The sequence below is a fragment of the Planctomycetota bacterium genome (assembly GCA_039819165.1).
Lineage (GTDB): Bacteria > Planctomycetota > Phycisphaerae > Phycisphaerales > UBA1924 > JAHCJI01.
Genome location: JBCBSM010000001.1, coordinates 1,785,667 through 1,799,728 on the forward strand (window position 1 = coordinate 1,785,667; position 14,062 = coordinate 1,799,728).

The window sequence follows — 14,062 nt, forward strand, 5'->3', positions numbered from 1 at the left end:
CCGCCGCTCCCTCCGCGGCGCCGCAGATGATACGGAGCCGGCCTACCGCACGGTCAGCTTCTCGAAGTAGCTGCGGCGTTGGGCCTCGGCGGCGGCGAGGTCCCGCTGGGCCTGCTCGATGTCGTCCCGCAGCGTGCCGAGTTGGTCCTCCTGCTCGTTGAGCGTGCCGAGATAGCGGCGGTAGAGGTCGGTGCCGCTATCGATGGCCTGCATGTTGCTGCGGATGCGGGACTGGTCGGCGGTGATGGCCTGCACACGGGCCTGCAGCACGCGGACCCGCTCCTCCAGGTCGGCGACGCGGCGGTTGAGGCGGCCGCCCTCGCGGAGGGCCTCGAGGAGATCCGCGTCGGGCGAGCCGTTCCGCTCGATGCGTTCGATGAGCGAGCCGATGTCGGCATCGACCAGCGCGTAGCGAGTGCGATCGGTGGTGCTCTCGCGGACCTCGAAGCGCAGCTCCTTGCCACGGGCGACGGACCGCTCGAAGCGGAGATTGCCGTCGTCGGTCGTGGCGCCGTCGCCGGGCGTGTCGATGGTCCAGCCGATCGAGGGGTGCTCCACGATGACGGTGCGATCGCGGCCCGACTCGTTCCGCAGGATGTAGATGGTCGTCTGCGTGCGGCCGTAGGTCTGGATGAGCACGCCGTCGACGATGCGGAAGGTTGATCGCTGCGTGGCGCTGCGGCGCTCGGTGCGGGCCTTGAGCTCGAGGTCGACGGCGTAGGCCAGCAGCCGCTGGGCGTCGGCGGGCACGTAGCCGATCTGGGCGTCGCCGGCGTAGGCGCCGCCGTCGTAGACGCTGACGGGCCCGTCGATGAGCGGCGTGCCCGTGCTGTTGGCCATCTCGACGCCGTGCATGGCCTGCTGCTCGAAGGCGGTGTAGATGCTGACCTTGCGGGCGTCGACGCCCTCGGTGAGCATCGGGATCATCGCGCTCTGCCGGCGGTCGAGCGACACCGGATCGGCGATGCGGAGCTGGATGGACTCGCCGACCTGGGCGGCCGCTGCACGGCCGGCCATGCTGCTCATCGCATCCAAGCGTAGCTGTGGCGTCTCGGCCCGCTCCATGTCTCCGCTGTCCGCGAAGGGCGATTGCCCGCGACCGCGCGACCTTCGGTCCATGGCCGGCGACGGCTGTCGCGCCGCTTCCGGCATCAGTCCGCCAACTCCCGAGTCGCCCGTGTACACCTTGGCCCGCGCCAGCGCCCCCACCGGCACCGGCAGCTGCGGCCGCTGGACGAACAGCGGCGTCTGGAGGTCCATCGTGAAGCCCACGGGCTGGCTGGCGACCAGCGCCAGCTCCACGTCCCGCCAGTCCTCCTCGGTGGTGTTCTCGACGATGGCCCAGGCCTGCAGGATGGGCTCGGCGTCGGAGCCCTCGCCCAGCACCAGCCGATAGGCCGTCTTCCACACGGGCATCTCGTGCACGTAGCTGACGATCATCGAGCGCGGCCCGTCGCCATCGCTGGCGACCTCGACGGTGCGGATGGTCTCGTCGCGCTGCTCGTCGAGGACGGCCAACGCCCGCTGCATGTCCTGCTTGAGGCGCTCGTCGAGGAATTCCAGCCCGACGAGATCGCCCAGGTCGATCCGGGTGAGTCCCGCGCCGGTGAAGATCGAGACGCTGGCCTCCCGCCTCGTGCCGTCGTCGCCCGCGATTGTGCGCTGCTCGACGCCAACGATGGTGCCGGTGGTCGCGCTGTCGGCCGTCTGCGCGGTGACCCGCGTGCCGCGGAGCCGCGAGAGCAGCTCGGCCATCGAGGGGTTGTCCGCCAGGTTGACGCCGAAGCTGGCCAGCCGGCGGGCGACGGGCTCCCGAGAGCCGTAGCTGACGGCCTCGACCTGGCCGCCGCCGAGATCGAGCACGACCAGGCTCTTGAGCAGGTCGTTGAGCTGGGCCTCGTCGACGCGGAGGCGGACGCGGGCGTCGTCCTCGATCGTGCCCCGCCGCTCGAAGGAGCCGACGCCCGAGCGGTAGAGCGTGATGGACGTGACCGGCAGGTCCTGGGCATCCTGGGCGAATGCGGCGGGCGTGGCGGCGACGCCGGCGAACAGGGCGATCGCGGCGGTGCGGGCGGCGGTATGGGCGGCGATGCGGGGCGTCGTCGGCATGGGTCGTCTCCTTCGCGGGGCCGGGTGCGATAACTCGGGCGGCTCGCCGCATGGCCTGTACGGCCGGCACCACACCCGGATCGGTCCGGCGGCCCCATCCGTCCCTGGATCGGCCGATTGTGACCCGGGCGTGACACGCCCCATAAGCATCGGCTCGCGCCGGGGTTGGCGGGCCCCCGCAGCGCAGGTCCGGCGTGTGGACTTGCCGGCACTTGCTTGGGACACTCAGGGGATGGTCCCGCCCGCCCTCTCGCTGCCGCAGCTCGCCCCGGGCGGCCGCGGCGCGATCCCGGCGGCGGCCGCCGACAACCTGCGGAGGTTGCTGCGGGGCGAGGTGCGGACCACGCTGCACGACCGCATGCTCTACGCCACCGATGCGTCGAGCTACCAGGTCGAACCCCTGGCCGTCGTCGTGCCGGCGAACGCGCAAGACGTGGTCGCGGCCGTCCGCTTCGCGCACGACCACGGCCTGCCCATCCTGCCCCGGGGCGGGGGCACGAGCCTCGCGGGCCAGTGCACGAATCGCGCGATCGTGCTCGACGTGTCGGCCCACCTGACCGCGATGCGGAACATCGACACGGATCGCCGCCGCTGCACGGCCGAGGCCGGCCTCACGCTCGACGACCTGAACGCGCAGCTCGCCGCCACGGGTCTGTTCTTCGCGCCCGATCCGTCGACTTCGCGTCAGGCGAACGTCGGGGGGTGCATCGGCAACAACGCCGCGGGAGCGCGCTCGGTGCTCTATGGACGCACCAGCGAGAACGTGGCCGCGATCGACGCCTGCCTGGCCGACGGCACGCCGACGCGCTTCGAGGCGGGCGCGACGGATCCGGCCGCGCGGCGGATCGCATCGGGCGTGCTCGACGTCGCCCGCCGGCACCGCCAGCTCATCCGGGAGCGATTTCCCAGAACGCTCCGCCGCAATGCGGGGTATGCGCTCGACCTCGTGCTCGATGACCTGGAGTGCGCCGAGCGCCAGGGCCGCGACCCGCTCGACGCCGTCAACCTCGCGCGGCTGCTGTGCGGCAGCGAGGGCACGCTCGCGGTGACGCTGGCGGCCGACCTCATCCTGCACGAGAAGCCCCGCGCGACGGGGCTGCTGCTGCTGGGCTTCAACGATCTGGACGCCGCGATCGCCGCCGTCGGCTCGCTGCTGGAGACCCAGCCGTCGGCCATCGAGCTCGTGGACGACGTAGTGATCGACCTGGCGATGGCCAACCGCCAGCACCGGCGATCGGCCGAGGCCATGCCGCCGCCGGCGACCGGCTCGCTCCGCGGCGTGCTCTACGTCGAGTACTTCGCGCAGTCGATCGACGAGCTCGAAGCAAAGCTCGCCGAGGGCGAAGGCGTGGCCCGCGCAAGCGACCCGGCGGTGGGCGCGCAGCGTGTCAGCGATCCGGCTGCGGTCGGCCGCGCCTGGGCCCTCCGCAAGGCGGGCGAGCCCCTCCTGCACGGCGTGCCGAGCGACCGCAAGCCCGTGTCCTTCGTCGAGGACAACGCCGTCCCGGTCGAGCGGCTGGGCGAGTGGGTGCGGCGGTTCCGGGCGATCGTCCGGAAACACGGCACCTACGCATCCTTCTATGCGCACGCCTCGGTGGGCGTGCTGCACGTGCGGCCGATGCTCGATCCGAGGGACCCCGGCGACGAGCGGCGGATGACGGACATCGCCGTCGAGGTCGCCGACCTTGCGCAAGAACTCGGCGGCGTGATGTCGGGCGAGCACGGCGACGGCCGCGTGCGCGGGCCGCTGCTCGAGCGCTTCTACGGCCCCGAGCTGATGCGCGCCTTCGCGGAGGTCAAGGCCATCTTCGATCCTGCGGGCCTGCTGAACCCCGGCAACATCGTCGGCGCGCCGGTCGACATCGGCACGATGCTGGAACGCACACGCATCCGGCCGCGGGAGGACGAGGTCGATGTTGCCGGCGTCGAGACCTACTTCGACTACCAGGACCAGCACGGCTTCCGCGGGGCCGTCGAGATGTGCAACGGCGCTGGCGTCTGCCGCAAGCGCAGCGGCGGCGTCATGTGTCCCAGCTACATGGCCACCCTCGACGAGCGGCACAGCACGCGGGGCCGCGGCAACGCCCTGCGGCTGGCGACCACGGGCCAGCTGACCGGCGGCGACGAGAGCCCCTGGAGCGACCCGGGCACCATCGAGACGCTCAACCTGTGCCTGAGCTGCAAGGCCTGCAAGAGCGAGTGCCCCAGCAACGTCGACATCGCGAGGCTCAAGGCCGAGTACACCGCTCAGCGGTTCCGCGAGCGGGGTCGCCCGAGCCTGCAGGCGCTGGCCTTCGGCAACATCCGCCTGCTGAACCGGATGGGCGCACTGGCCCCGGGCCTCGCGAACACCCTGAGCGGATCCCCGCTGATGCGGTGGCTGCTCGGGGCGCTGCTGCGCGTCGATCGCCGGCGGAGCCTGCCGAGGTTCTCGACCTCGCTTGCGCGGCTGTGGAAGCGGGCGCGTCTCGACGCACCGGCCGAGGGCCCGCGGATCGCGGTCTTCGGCGACTGCTTCACGATGTTCAACGAGCCACGGATCGGCCTCGCGGCGGCGCGGGTGCTGGGGGCCTTCGGCTACCGGCCGGTGCTGATCGACGCCGGCTGCTGCGGCCGTCCCCAGATCAGCATGGGCATGCTCGATGCGGCCCAGGCCACGCTGGCGCGCACGTTCGCGGCGCTCGAGGCCGCCGACGCCGAGGCCATCGTCGTGCTCGAGCCCAGCTGCCTGTCGGCCATCCGCGACGACTGGGTGCAGCTCAGGAGCGCCGTCCCCATCGAACGCCGGCGCTCCCTGGCGTCCCGGTGCCACACGCTGGAGGGCTTCCTGGAGGCCGGGTGGGGTGAGCACCCCCGGCGGCCCGAGTTCGCCGAGTCCTCGGCCGAGATCCTGATGCACGGGCACTGCCACGAGCGGTCGCTGTGGGGCAGCGACGCGGGCCGGGCGCTGCTCGGGCGGCTGGGGGCGGTGCGGACGACCGACGCGACCTGCTGCGGCATGGCCGGCTCCTTCGGCTTCACGACCGACCGCTACGAGCTGTCGATGAAGATCGGCGAGCTGGGGGCGCTGCCCGAGGCCCGGGCCGCCGCCGGCCCGGTCGTCGCCGCGGGCACGAGCTGCCGCCACCAGATGCTCGACGGCGCCGGCGTGCACGCGCTGCATCCGGCCGAGGTCCTTGCCGATGCCCTGGATGGGGCCCGGCACGAGGCCGCGAGCCGCGACGCCCGGGCCGCACCCATGTAGCCGGCCGATACCATCGATGCGGCGGGGCAAAACGCCGAGGGATCGACGGCCGTAGACCTCACGCGGCCACGTGGCCCGCCAAGGGGATGAGACGCATGCACCCGAACACGCTCCTGATCACGCTCGCGGTGGCCACCCTGGCCGGGACGGCGATGGCCCAGGTCCGCTTCTCGGACGTCACGACCGACTGCGGCCTCGACTTCGTGCACGCCCAGGGCGATGCGCCCGTGCCGCCGCTGTTCGAGGGGCAGAACGAGCGGTTCGGCGTCGGCGCGGCCGTGGGCGACTACGACAACGACGGCTTCATGGACGTGTACCTGCCCAACAGCTCGGGCACGGCCAACCAGCTCTACCGCAACAACGGCGACGGCACCTTCACCGACGTGACGGACGCCGCGGGCGTGGGGCACATGGGCTTCAGCAAGCAGGCCCTGTGGCTGGACCTGAACAACGACGGCTTCGACGATCTGGTCGTGCTCAACGATTCGAGCGCGGCGACGGCCGACTTTCCTCGGAGCCAGATCTTCCGCAACGACGGCGACGGCACCTTCACCAACGTGACGGCCGCCAGCGGCTTCGCCCCCACCGACGCGACGCTGGGCGGAGCCACCGCGGGCGACTACGACCGCGACGGCGACCTCGACCTGCTCGTCGTCGGCTGGTACGAATACACCCAGTACCTGTACCGCAACGACGGCAACTTCCGCTTCACCGATGTCACCGCAGAGGTTGGTGGCTTTCCGGCCGACGACCGCTTCCACTGGCAGCCCGTGATGCTCGACATGAACGGCGACGGCTGGGTGGACATCTTTGCCGCCGTCGACTTCTTCCCCGATTACAGCCTGCGGAACAACGGCGACGGCACCTTTACGGACGTGAGCACCGAGTGGAACACGGTGCACGTGGCCAACGACATGGGCGTGGCCGTCGCCGACGTGGACGGCGACCTGGACCTGGACATCTACACCACCAACATGTCCTTCAGCCCCAGCAACACCAACGACGAGCCGGGACCCAACATGCTCTACGTCAACGACGGGAGCGGCGTGATGACGCCGGGCGCGATCCCGGCGGGCATCGACAACACCTTCTTCGCGTGGGGCACGTGGTTCTTCGATGCCGACCTGGACGGCGACAAGGACCTGGCGGCCGTCAACGGCTGGCAGCAGCCCGAGTGGCACACTCGGGCGCAGTTCTTCCTGAACCGCGGCGACGGCCGATTCGACGACGCCGGCCTGGGCAGCGGGCTGGACCACCGCGGCAACTCGCGGGGCCTCACGCCCATCGACCTCGAGAACGACGGCGACATCGACTTCATCATCACCGACGTCTACGGGCCCGCCACGGTCTACCGCAACGAGACCGAGCGCAACGGCAACGCCTGGGTCCGCATCGAGGCACAGGGCACCGTAAGCAACCGCAACGGCGTGGGAAGCAAGGTCTACGTCACCGCGGGCGGCCGCACGCAGTTCATCGAGATCATGGCGGGCGGCAGCTTCTACTCGGCCCCGCCGCTGTCGGCCCACTTCGGCCTGGGCCGCGTCGACGTCATCGATCGGATCCGCGTCGTGTTCCCCAGCGGCCGCGAGGCCACGCTCACCGGCGTGGAGGCCAACCGGGTCGTCACGGTCACCGAGCCCTAGTCGGTGTCCTGGCGTCTGGCGATCGTCGCGGCGGCGGTCGCGTGGTACGCGGGCGTCGGCTGCTGGACCGCGGGCGTGTACGCGATCGACAAGCGGCGGGCGGCCACCGGCGGCCGCCGCGTACCCGAGCGCCGGCTGCGGAAGCTGGAGATCCTGGGCGGGGCCTTCGGCGCGGCGATCGCCCAGCCGATGCTCCGCCACAAGACCCGCAAGCCGGGCTTCCGGGGCCTCACGCTGCTGATCGCCGCGGTGCACGCCGCCGCCATCGCGGGGGCGGGCTGGCTCATTACCAGTCACTAACCTGGCGACGTGAACCGCGGGGCCACCCCGCGTACCCTGCGTGTTCCGCTGCCGGGTGCCCGCACGCCCCGGCCGCGTCATCGCGAGGAGGCCGAATGGCGCAGTCGCTGGGCGCTGCCACCACCGAATTCGAGAAGGCGGACCGCTGCGCCGACCTGCACCACCGCCCCCGCGTGCTGCTGGGCAAGATGGGGCTGGACGGGCACGACCGCGGCGTGAAGGTCATCGCCCGGGCGCTGCGAGATTCGGGCGTGCACGTCATCTACTCGGGGCTGTGGCAGACGCCGCGGAGCCTGGCGATCAGCGCCCGCGACGAGGACGTGGACGTCATCGCCGCCAGCATGATGTCCAACAGCCACCTCACGCTGGGCCCCCGCCTCATCGAGGCGCTCAACGAGGTCGGCCGGCCCGACATCCCCGTGCACATGGGGGGCATCCTGCCCCAGGAGGACCTGCCCGCGCTCAGGGAGGCGGGCGTTGCCGAGTGCTTCACCACCGGCACGGGCTTGCTCGACATCGTGGAAGCCGCCAAGCGCACCGTGAAGCCCTACGCCGAGCGGGTGGTCAGCGGGCACGCCACGGCGCAGCTGAGCCGGGATCTCTCGCTGCTGCACCTCGAGCAGGCCATCCGCGGCGACGCGACGCGGCGGCGGCCAAAGCGCGTCATCGGCGTCACCGGCTCGCCCGGCGCGGGCAAGAGCACGCTGGTGGCGCAGCTCGTGGGCGAGCACGCGCGGCGCGCCGGGGCTAATCCCGCCATGGGCCGCTGCGCGGTGGTCGCCTTCGATCCGATGAGCCCTATCACCGGCGGAGCGCTGCTCGGCGACCGCCTCCGCGTGGACTTCAACCGGCTCGAAGAGAACGTCTACTACCGCAGCCTGGCCATCCGCGGCGAGGACTACCACGCGCTCGACGACATCGTGCACCTCATCGGCGGCGCGCACGACGGCGACGACGCCTTCGATACCGTCTTCGTCGAGACCGTCGGCGCGGGCCAGAACGAGACCCGCATCCGCGACCACGTCGACTCGACGATGGTCGTGCTCACGCCGGGCATGGGCGACGCGGTGCAGATGGACAAGGCCGGCATCCTCGAGATCGCCGACCTGTTCGTGTGCAACAAGGCCGACCACCCGGGCGAGAACGAGCTGGTTCGCGACCTGCGGGACATCAGCGGACGGCGACCCGTGCTCGAGACCATCGCCACGCACGGCACGGGCATCGCCGAGCTCTTGGACGCGCTCTCGACCTGACGACCCGCGGGACGCCTACCTTCGGCAGGAGGAGGTGTTCTTATGTCGCCCAAGGTGATCGTCGTCGTGCTCCTGCTCCTGGCCGCCGCGGGCGGCGGCGTGTACTACTACCAGACGCAGGCCGGCGGGGGAGCGGCCCCGCTGCAGCCGGCGCAGCCCATCGATCCGCCGGCGGGCGCCTACGTGCTCGACAACGACGCCACGCCGCGGTTCGTGTACTCCGAACTGCAGCACATGCAGGGTGGGTCGGCCGACTGGTGGATCGGGCCGGCCGGCTGGGACGGCGAGGTGGCCCGCGTGTGGAAGGAGGCCGACGGCATCGGCTTCCAGATCACCATCGAGGATCCGCGGATCGCCGGCCAGCTGGCCGTCCGCGTGCACGTGCCCGGAGCCTTCGACATCAAGGCCGGCGACGTCGCCCGCGTCCGCGGCCGCGTCACGCACGTCGAATCCAGCCGCAACCCGGTGATGGTGCCCCACATGGTGTACGTGCGGGACGCGACGGTGATCTACCACCGATCGGTGTAGCGGGTCGCGCGAAGAGGTGCGCGGCGGCGCCTACCCGCAGCCCGCACGCAGGGCCGCCTCGAAGGCGAGGAAGTCCAGGGCCGTCAGCGCGCCGTCGAGGTCGAGGTCGGCCCGCAGGTCGCCCGCCTCGAAGGCGTTGAAGAAGGCCAGGGCGTCGAAGAAATCGACCGCGAAGTCGGTGTTGAAGTCGGCCGGGCAGGTTGCGCAGGCGAGATCGAAGAAGTAGGCGGCCCCGCCGATGGTCGGCTGCCGGGGCGGCTTCTCGGCTTCGGCCCCCACCAGCGCGTAGCCGTCGTGCAGGGCAAGGGCGAGTCCGAAGCCCGTGGCGAAGAGCGGCGTCTTCGGGTAGAGCCGGCCGCCGAATCGCCACACGCCGTCGGCGTGCCGCCGGAACACCGCGACGAAGTCGCTCTCGTAGGGAGGATTCTGTTCGTAGTTGGCCAGCAGCACGTCGCCTTCGACCTCGACCCGCATTCCGAGGCGATGGATACGACGCGGATTAGGATGGAGGATCTCCTGACGGAGCACCCATTCGTCACCCACGAGCTTGTACGCGAAAACCGCGCCCTGAGCCTGCTCGACGCGGTCGAAGCTGTGCGCCCCGATGGCGAGCGTCTCGCCGTCGAAGTCCATGGCGTAGCCGAATGAGGCGTCGATGCTGCCGGTTGGCGGCACGAGCTTCTGGACGAGTTCCAGCCCGGTCGGCCCGTCGCGGTACACGAAGACCGAGCCGCCCTGGGGCGAGCCCGGCGAGTCGTCGCGGATGGCCCCGATGAAGACCCAATCCTCGTAGATCTCGACGGCGCTGCCGAAGATGGCCCGGTCACTGGTGCCGTCGGGGATGCGCACCCATTGGTCGAAGGCCCACTCCCCGGAGGCCGGGTCGCGGCGGTAGGCCATCACGCCGTCGGCGGCGTCGAGGATGGCCAGGTCGCCGTGCAGGCCGGCCCGCAACGGGAAGACTGACAACGCGGCGGGATCGACCTCGCCCTCGGGCGGCCGCAGCCGGCCGACCTCGACCCACTCCTCGCCGTCGTGCTCGTAGATGAACGCGCCGCCGCGGGTCGAGAGGCCCGGCCAGATCGTAAAGGCCGCAGCTACAAGCATGCGGTTGCCGTCGATCTCGACGCGAACACCGAATCGATCCTGAAACCCGATATCGGCGGGGACGAGAGACTGTCGCAGGACCAACCGGCCGTCGACCATTTCGTAGGAGTGCACCATGCCGGAGGTGCAGCCGTCGGGGCAGGCGGTGCTGGCGGCCGAATCGGCGATGATCCAGTGCGTGCCGTTGGTCGCCACCCGCACGCCGAAGGCCCGCGGTGCTGGTGTTGCCGGCGCGAGCATCCGCTGCCCATCGCAGTGCTGCGGTAGCTGGGCCAGGGCGGGGGCGGCCAGGCAGCCGGTCGCAAGGGCGGCGAGGGTGAACCGGGGCATGCCAGCAGTATGGACCATCATCGTGCGGCACACAAGCGAAACGCGAGATCGCGGACCGACCGCCGGCCCGCTTACCTACCCTCCATCGTGCGTGTCTCCTGGATCCTGCTCCGGCACGTGTCGCTCGAGCTGTGGCGGCATCTGCTGCTGACCACGGTCATCCTCGTGCTGGTCACGGCCTTCGGCGTGACGGTGCAGCACTACGCCCGCGGCAAGCTGAGCGCCTTCGACACGCTCACCTTCATGGGCCTGGCCAGCGTGCCCATGCTCGCCTACGCGCTGCCCTTCGCCGGGTGCTTCGCGGCCACGCTGGCCTACCACCGGCTGGTGCAGGAGCGGGAGCTGATGGCCGCCCACGCCGGGGGCATGAGCCTGCCGGCGCTGCTCGCGCCCGCGGCGGCGACGGGGCTGGCGCTGTCGGTGGCGCTGAGCGGGCTCAACGAGCAGGTGATCCCACGCTTCCTGCACCAGATGGCCGAGGTCATCTCGACGCAGGCGGCGAGCCTCATCTCGCGGGCCATCGGCCAGGGCGAGGCGGTGCAGGCCCAGGGCTTCATGATCTACGCCGACGAGGCCATCCGGCTGCCCAAGGGCGACGGCGGGGCGCAGGCGCGGCTTCGGCTCTTCGGGCCGCACGTGCTGCAGCTCAACGAGGACGGCAGCGTCAAGAACTGGGGCGCCGGCGCCACCGCCGTCGTGTGGATCATGCCCCCCCGCGAGGGCGACCTGCCGGGGCTCCGCGTCAGCGAGGTGATCTACAGCGTCGAGGAGGCCGTGGGGGACGCGGGCCCGGTAGCCGACGGCCGCGTCGGCTCGCTCAGCGGCGCGCTGCAGATGCCCGGCGGCGTGAGCGACGACCCCAAGTTCCTCACCTTCGGCGAGCTGCGGGAGGCCCGCCGCAATCCCGATCCGCTGAGCCTGGTGGATACGCCGCGGCGGGACCTGGCCTTCCATCTGGCGCAGCGCCGCGTGATGGACCGGCTGGTCTCCGAGATCCGCGCGCGGGGGTCGGCCCAGCTCCGCGGGCCCGACGGCGAGCGGCTGATCGTGCGGACCGGCGGCATCGCCTGGAGCGACGAACCGCCCGGCTGGCGGCTGGAGCCCCGGCGCACCGGGCTCGACGCGGGCACCATCGAGATCGAACGCTACCGGCCCGGTGCGAGCGGCACCCGCGCCGTCGAACGCTTCGAGGCCGCCGGCGCCCGCGTCTCCGCGGCGCTCACGGGCGATCCGGGCGACCGCGGGCTGGCGCTCACGATCGTCGCCCGCGAGGTCCGCACCGCGCTGGCCCAGCCCGAGGCCGGCCGCGAACGCCTGGGCGGCATGCGGCAGCAGGCCACATTCGGACCGCTGCAGATCGAGGACGACCCCGTGGCCGAGTGCCTCGCGATGTCCAGCGGCACGCTGCTGGCCGAGATCGAGGCCCGCAACGACAGGCTGGGGTACGAGGACCGCTTCCTCGCGCCGCCGGCCGAGGTGCTGCGGGATCGGCTCTCCGACCTCGACCGCGAGATCCTCAGCAAGCAGCACGAGCGGATGGCGCTGAGCGTCGCGACGCTGGTGATGGTGATCGGCGGCGCGCTCGCCGCGGTCCGCTTCCAGAACACGCCGCCGCTGGTGGTCTTCCTGTGGAGCTTCTTCCCGGCGCTCGGCACGGTGCTGGCGATCTCCGGCGGCCAGCAGATGACCCACGACTTCGGCGTGCCCGGGCTGGCGATGCTGTGGGGCGGCGTCGCCGCGCTCGCGCTCGCCGCCGCCGGAACCTTCGTGCTGGCGGCGCGGCACTGATGGATGCACCCGACCCGCGGACGCCGTCGCTCGCGTCCATGCTGCCCGCGGCGTTGCTGATCCTGGGCGTGACCGCCGCGCGGATCGCCTACCTCATCTGGCTCTGCCCCTATGCGCTCATCGAGGACGAGGCCCACTACTGGGAGTGGTCCCGCCATCTCGACTGGTCGTACTACAGCAAGGGCCCGGGCGTGGCGTGGACGATCTACGCGTCGACGGCGCTCTTCGGCGTGGCCGAGTGGTCGATCCGCCTGCCCGCCGCGCTCGCGATGGGTCTTGCGGCGTGGTGGATCGCGCGGCTGGCGCAGCGGATGTTCGGCGACGCCCGCGCAGGCTTCTTCGCCGCCGCGCTGGTGCTGCTGGTGCCCATCCTGCAGATGCTCGGCCTGTTGATGACCATCGACGGACCCTACCTGGCGTGCTGGGCGCTGGCGTGCCTGGCCGCCCACGCGGCGCTGCGCAACCGGGCCCGATGGGCGTGGGCCACGCTGGGCGTGGCGGTCGGCGTGGGCTTCCTGTTCAAGTACACCATCCTGCTGCTGCTGCCGGGACTGGCGCTCACGGTGCTCGCGCTGCGATGGAGATCCGTGAGCGGCCTGCGGCTGGCACCCCGCTGGCCGGCGTGGGCGGCGATCGGCACCCTCGCCGGCGCAGCCGCAACGACGCCGGTGTGGATCTTCAATGCCCGCGAGGGCTGGCCCACCGTCCGCCACTTGCTGGGTCACGTGAATGCGCCCGGCGGCGATACCACGGCCGCCACCGCGTGGTCGTACGACCCGGGCTGGACGCTCGAGTTCGTCGGCGTGCAGATCGCGCTCGTCGGGCCGGCGCTCTTCCTGATGGCCTACTGCGCGTGGACGCTGTACCGGCGGCCCCGGACGTCCGGCGATCGGGCGGCGGCGGCCTTCGCGGCCGCGGTGGCGCTGCCGGTGCTGGCCTTCTACCTCCTGCTCACGCTCATCACGCGCGTCGAGGGCAACTGGCCCGTGGCGGGCTACGTGTCGCTGCTGGCGCTCGCGGGCGGCGGCGTGCGGCTGGCCTTCGAGGAACGCCGCGTGCAGCGCGCGGAATGGAAGTCCTTCGGCGACGACGGCAGGCCGCCGCTGCGCGCGCGGATCTGGCCCTGGGCCCGAAAGCCCAACCTGCACCGCGTCGAGGCCTTCAAGCTCGCCATCGCATTCGGGCTGCTCGCGGGCCTGCTCGGCCCCAGGCTCGACCTGCTCAAGCCGATCCCCGTGCTGGGCAGCAGCTACACGCTGCCCTGGGACGAGCAGCAGACCGTGCGGCGGCCGATCGTGCCGGTGCAGCGGCTGATGGGCATCCGCGACGTGGCGGCCCGCGTGGACGGCCTGCGGACCGCCCTGCGCGACCGCACGGCCAAGGAGCCGTTCGTGATCGCCCAGCACTACGGCCGCGCGAGCCTGCTTGCGTTCTACCTCGAGGGTCGGCCCACGACCTATTGCTCGAGCGCGCTCATGGGCGGCCGCCGCACCCAGTACGACCACATCCCCGAGACCGATCTGCTGGATCCGGGCACGCATTCGCGCTTGCTCGGGCGGCCGGCGATCGCGCTGGGCGCGACCCACGAGCAATGGATGCACGGCTTCCCGGTCGTCGAGCGGCTGGGCGTCCTCCAGGGCGAGACCAAGCCCGACCGCGAGAGCTTCCGTGCGCTGCGCTACCGTGGCTTCCCCGAGGCGCGGCGGGCGCTGGAGGAGAGCGACACCGCGGGAGGCGAGCCCTGACCTGGCGGTCCCCCT

9 protein-coding genes are annotated in these 14,062 nt (G+C 71.8%); 7 read left to right on the forward strand and 2 right to left on the reverse strand.

The genetic code is table 11. The features are described from left to right. Window positions 1-42: 42 nt before the first annotated feature. Window positions 43-2,109, reverse strand: a complete 2,067-nt coding sequence (locus tag AAFX79_07780; GenBank protein ID MEO1008451.1) for a hypothetical protein — start codon at window positions 2,107-2,109, stop codon at window positions 43-45. 232 nt (window positions 2,110-2,341) lie between these two features. Here AAFX79_07780 and AAFX79_07785 point away from each other — a divergent pair, with 232 nt between their 5' ends. The 5 genes from AAFX79_07785 to AAFX79_07805 all read left to right on the forward strand — a co-directional run bounded on the left by AAFX79_07785 (window position 2,342) and on the right by AAFX79_07805 (window position 9,077). Further along, window positions 2,342-5,353, forward strand: a complete 3,012-nt coding sequence (locus AAFX79_07785; protein ID MEO1008452.1) for an FAD-linked oxidase C-terminal domain-containing protein — start codon at window positions 2,342-2,344, stop codon at window positions 5,351-5,353. A 95-nt stretch (window positions 5,354-5,448) separates the two neighbouring features. After that, window positions 5,449-6,996 carry a CRTAC1 family protein gene (locus AAFX79_07790; GenBank protein ID MEO1008453.1) on the forward strand — a complete coding sequence of 516 codons (1,548 nt, stop codon included), beginning with the start codon at window positions 5,449-5,451 and terminating at the stop codon, window positions 6,994-6,996. 3 nt (window positions 6,997-6,999) lie between these two features. Continuing rightward, window positions 7,000-7,296, forward strand: a complete 297-nt coding sequence (locus AAFX79_07795) for a DUF1294 domain-containing protein (protein ID MEO1008454.1) — start codon at window positions 7,000-7,002, stop codon at window positions 7,294-7,296. A gap of 95 nt (window positions 7,297-7,391) precedes the next feature. Continuing rightward, the gene (locus tag AAFX79_07800) at window positions 7,392-8,549 is read left to right on the forward strand and encodes a cobalamin-dependent protein (GenBank protein ID MEO1008455.1); all 1,158 of its coding nucleotides are present in this window, start codon (window positions 7,392-7,394) and stop codon (window positions 8,547-8,549) included. 42 nt (window positions 8,550-8,591) lie between these two features. After that, window positions 8,592-9,077: a hypothetical protein gene (locus AAFX79_07805; GenBank protein MEO1008456.1), complete on the forward strand. Its 486-nt coding sequence runs from the start codon at window positions 8,592-8,594 to the stop codon at window positions 9,075-9,077. 30 nt (window positions 9,078-9,107) lie between these two features. Here AAFX79_07805 and AAFX79_07810 read toward each other — a convergent pair whose 3' ends face one another. Then, the gene (locus AAFX79_07810; protein MEO1008457.1) at window positions 9,108-10,514 is read right to left on the reverse strand and encodes a GC-type dockerin domain-anchored protein; all 1,407 of its coding nucleotides are present in this window, start codon (window positions 10,512-10,514) and stop codon (window positions 9,108-9,110) included. An 87-nt stretch (window positions 10,515-10,601) separates the two neighbouring features. On the opposite strand from AAFX79_07810, the gene AAFX79_07815 reads away from it, so the two are divergent. Both AAFX79_07815 and AAFX79_07820 read left to right on the forward strand, forming a co-directional pair. After that, entirely contained in the window at window positions 10,602-12,302 is a 1,701-nt protein-coding gene (locus tag AAFX79_07815) for an LptF/LptG family permease (protein MEO1008458.1), read from the forward strand. After that, on the forward strand, window positions 12,302-14,047 hold the full coding sequence (locus AAFX79_07820; GenBank protein MEO1008459.1) for a glycosyltransferase family 39 protein: 1,746 nt from the start codon (window positions 12,302-12,304) through the stop codon (window positions 14,045-14,047). Before AAFX79_07815 ends, AAFX79_07820 begins: the two co-directional genes overlap by 1 nt. Window positions 14,048-14,062: the final 15 nt, after the last annotated feature.

Coding starts and splice junctions, on each gene's coding strand:
- AAFX79_07780 (MEO1008451.1), bottom strand. CDS start 2,109: ATGCCGACGACGCCCCGCATCGCCGCCCATACCGCCGCCCGCACCGCC.
- AAFX79_07800 (MEO1008455.1), top strand. CDS start 7,392: ATGGCGCAGTCGCTGGGCGCTGCCACCACCGAATTCGAGAAGGCGGAC.
- AAFX79_07785 (MEO1008452.1), top strand. CDS start 2,342: ATGGTCCCGCCCGCCCTCTCGCTGCCGCAGCTCGCCCCGGGCGGCCGC.
- AAFX79_07810 (MEO1008457.1), bottom strand. CDS start 10,514: ATGCCCCGGTTCACCCTCGCCGCCCTTGCGACCGGCTGCCTGGCCGCC.
- AAFX79_07805 (MEO1008456.1), top strand. CDS start 8,592: ATGTCGCCCAAGGTGATCGTCGTCGTGCTCCTGCTCCTGGCCGCCGCG.
- AAFX79_07790 (MEO1008453.1), top strand. CDS start 5,449: ATGCACCCGAACACGCTCCTGATCACGCTCGCGGTGGCCACCCTGGCC.
- AAFX79_07820 (MEO1008459.1), top strand. CDS start 12,302: ATGGATGCACCCGACCCGCGGACGCCGTCGCTCGCGTCCATGCTGCCC.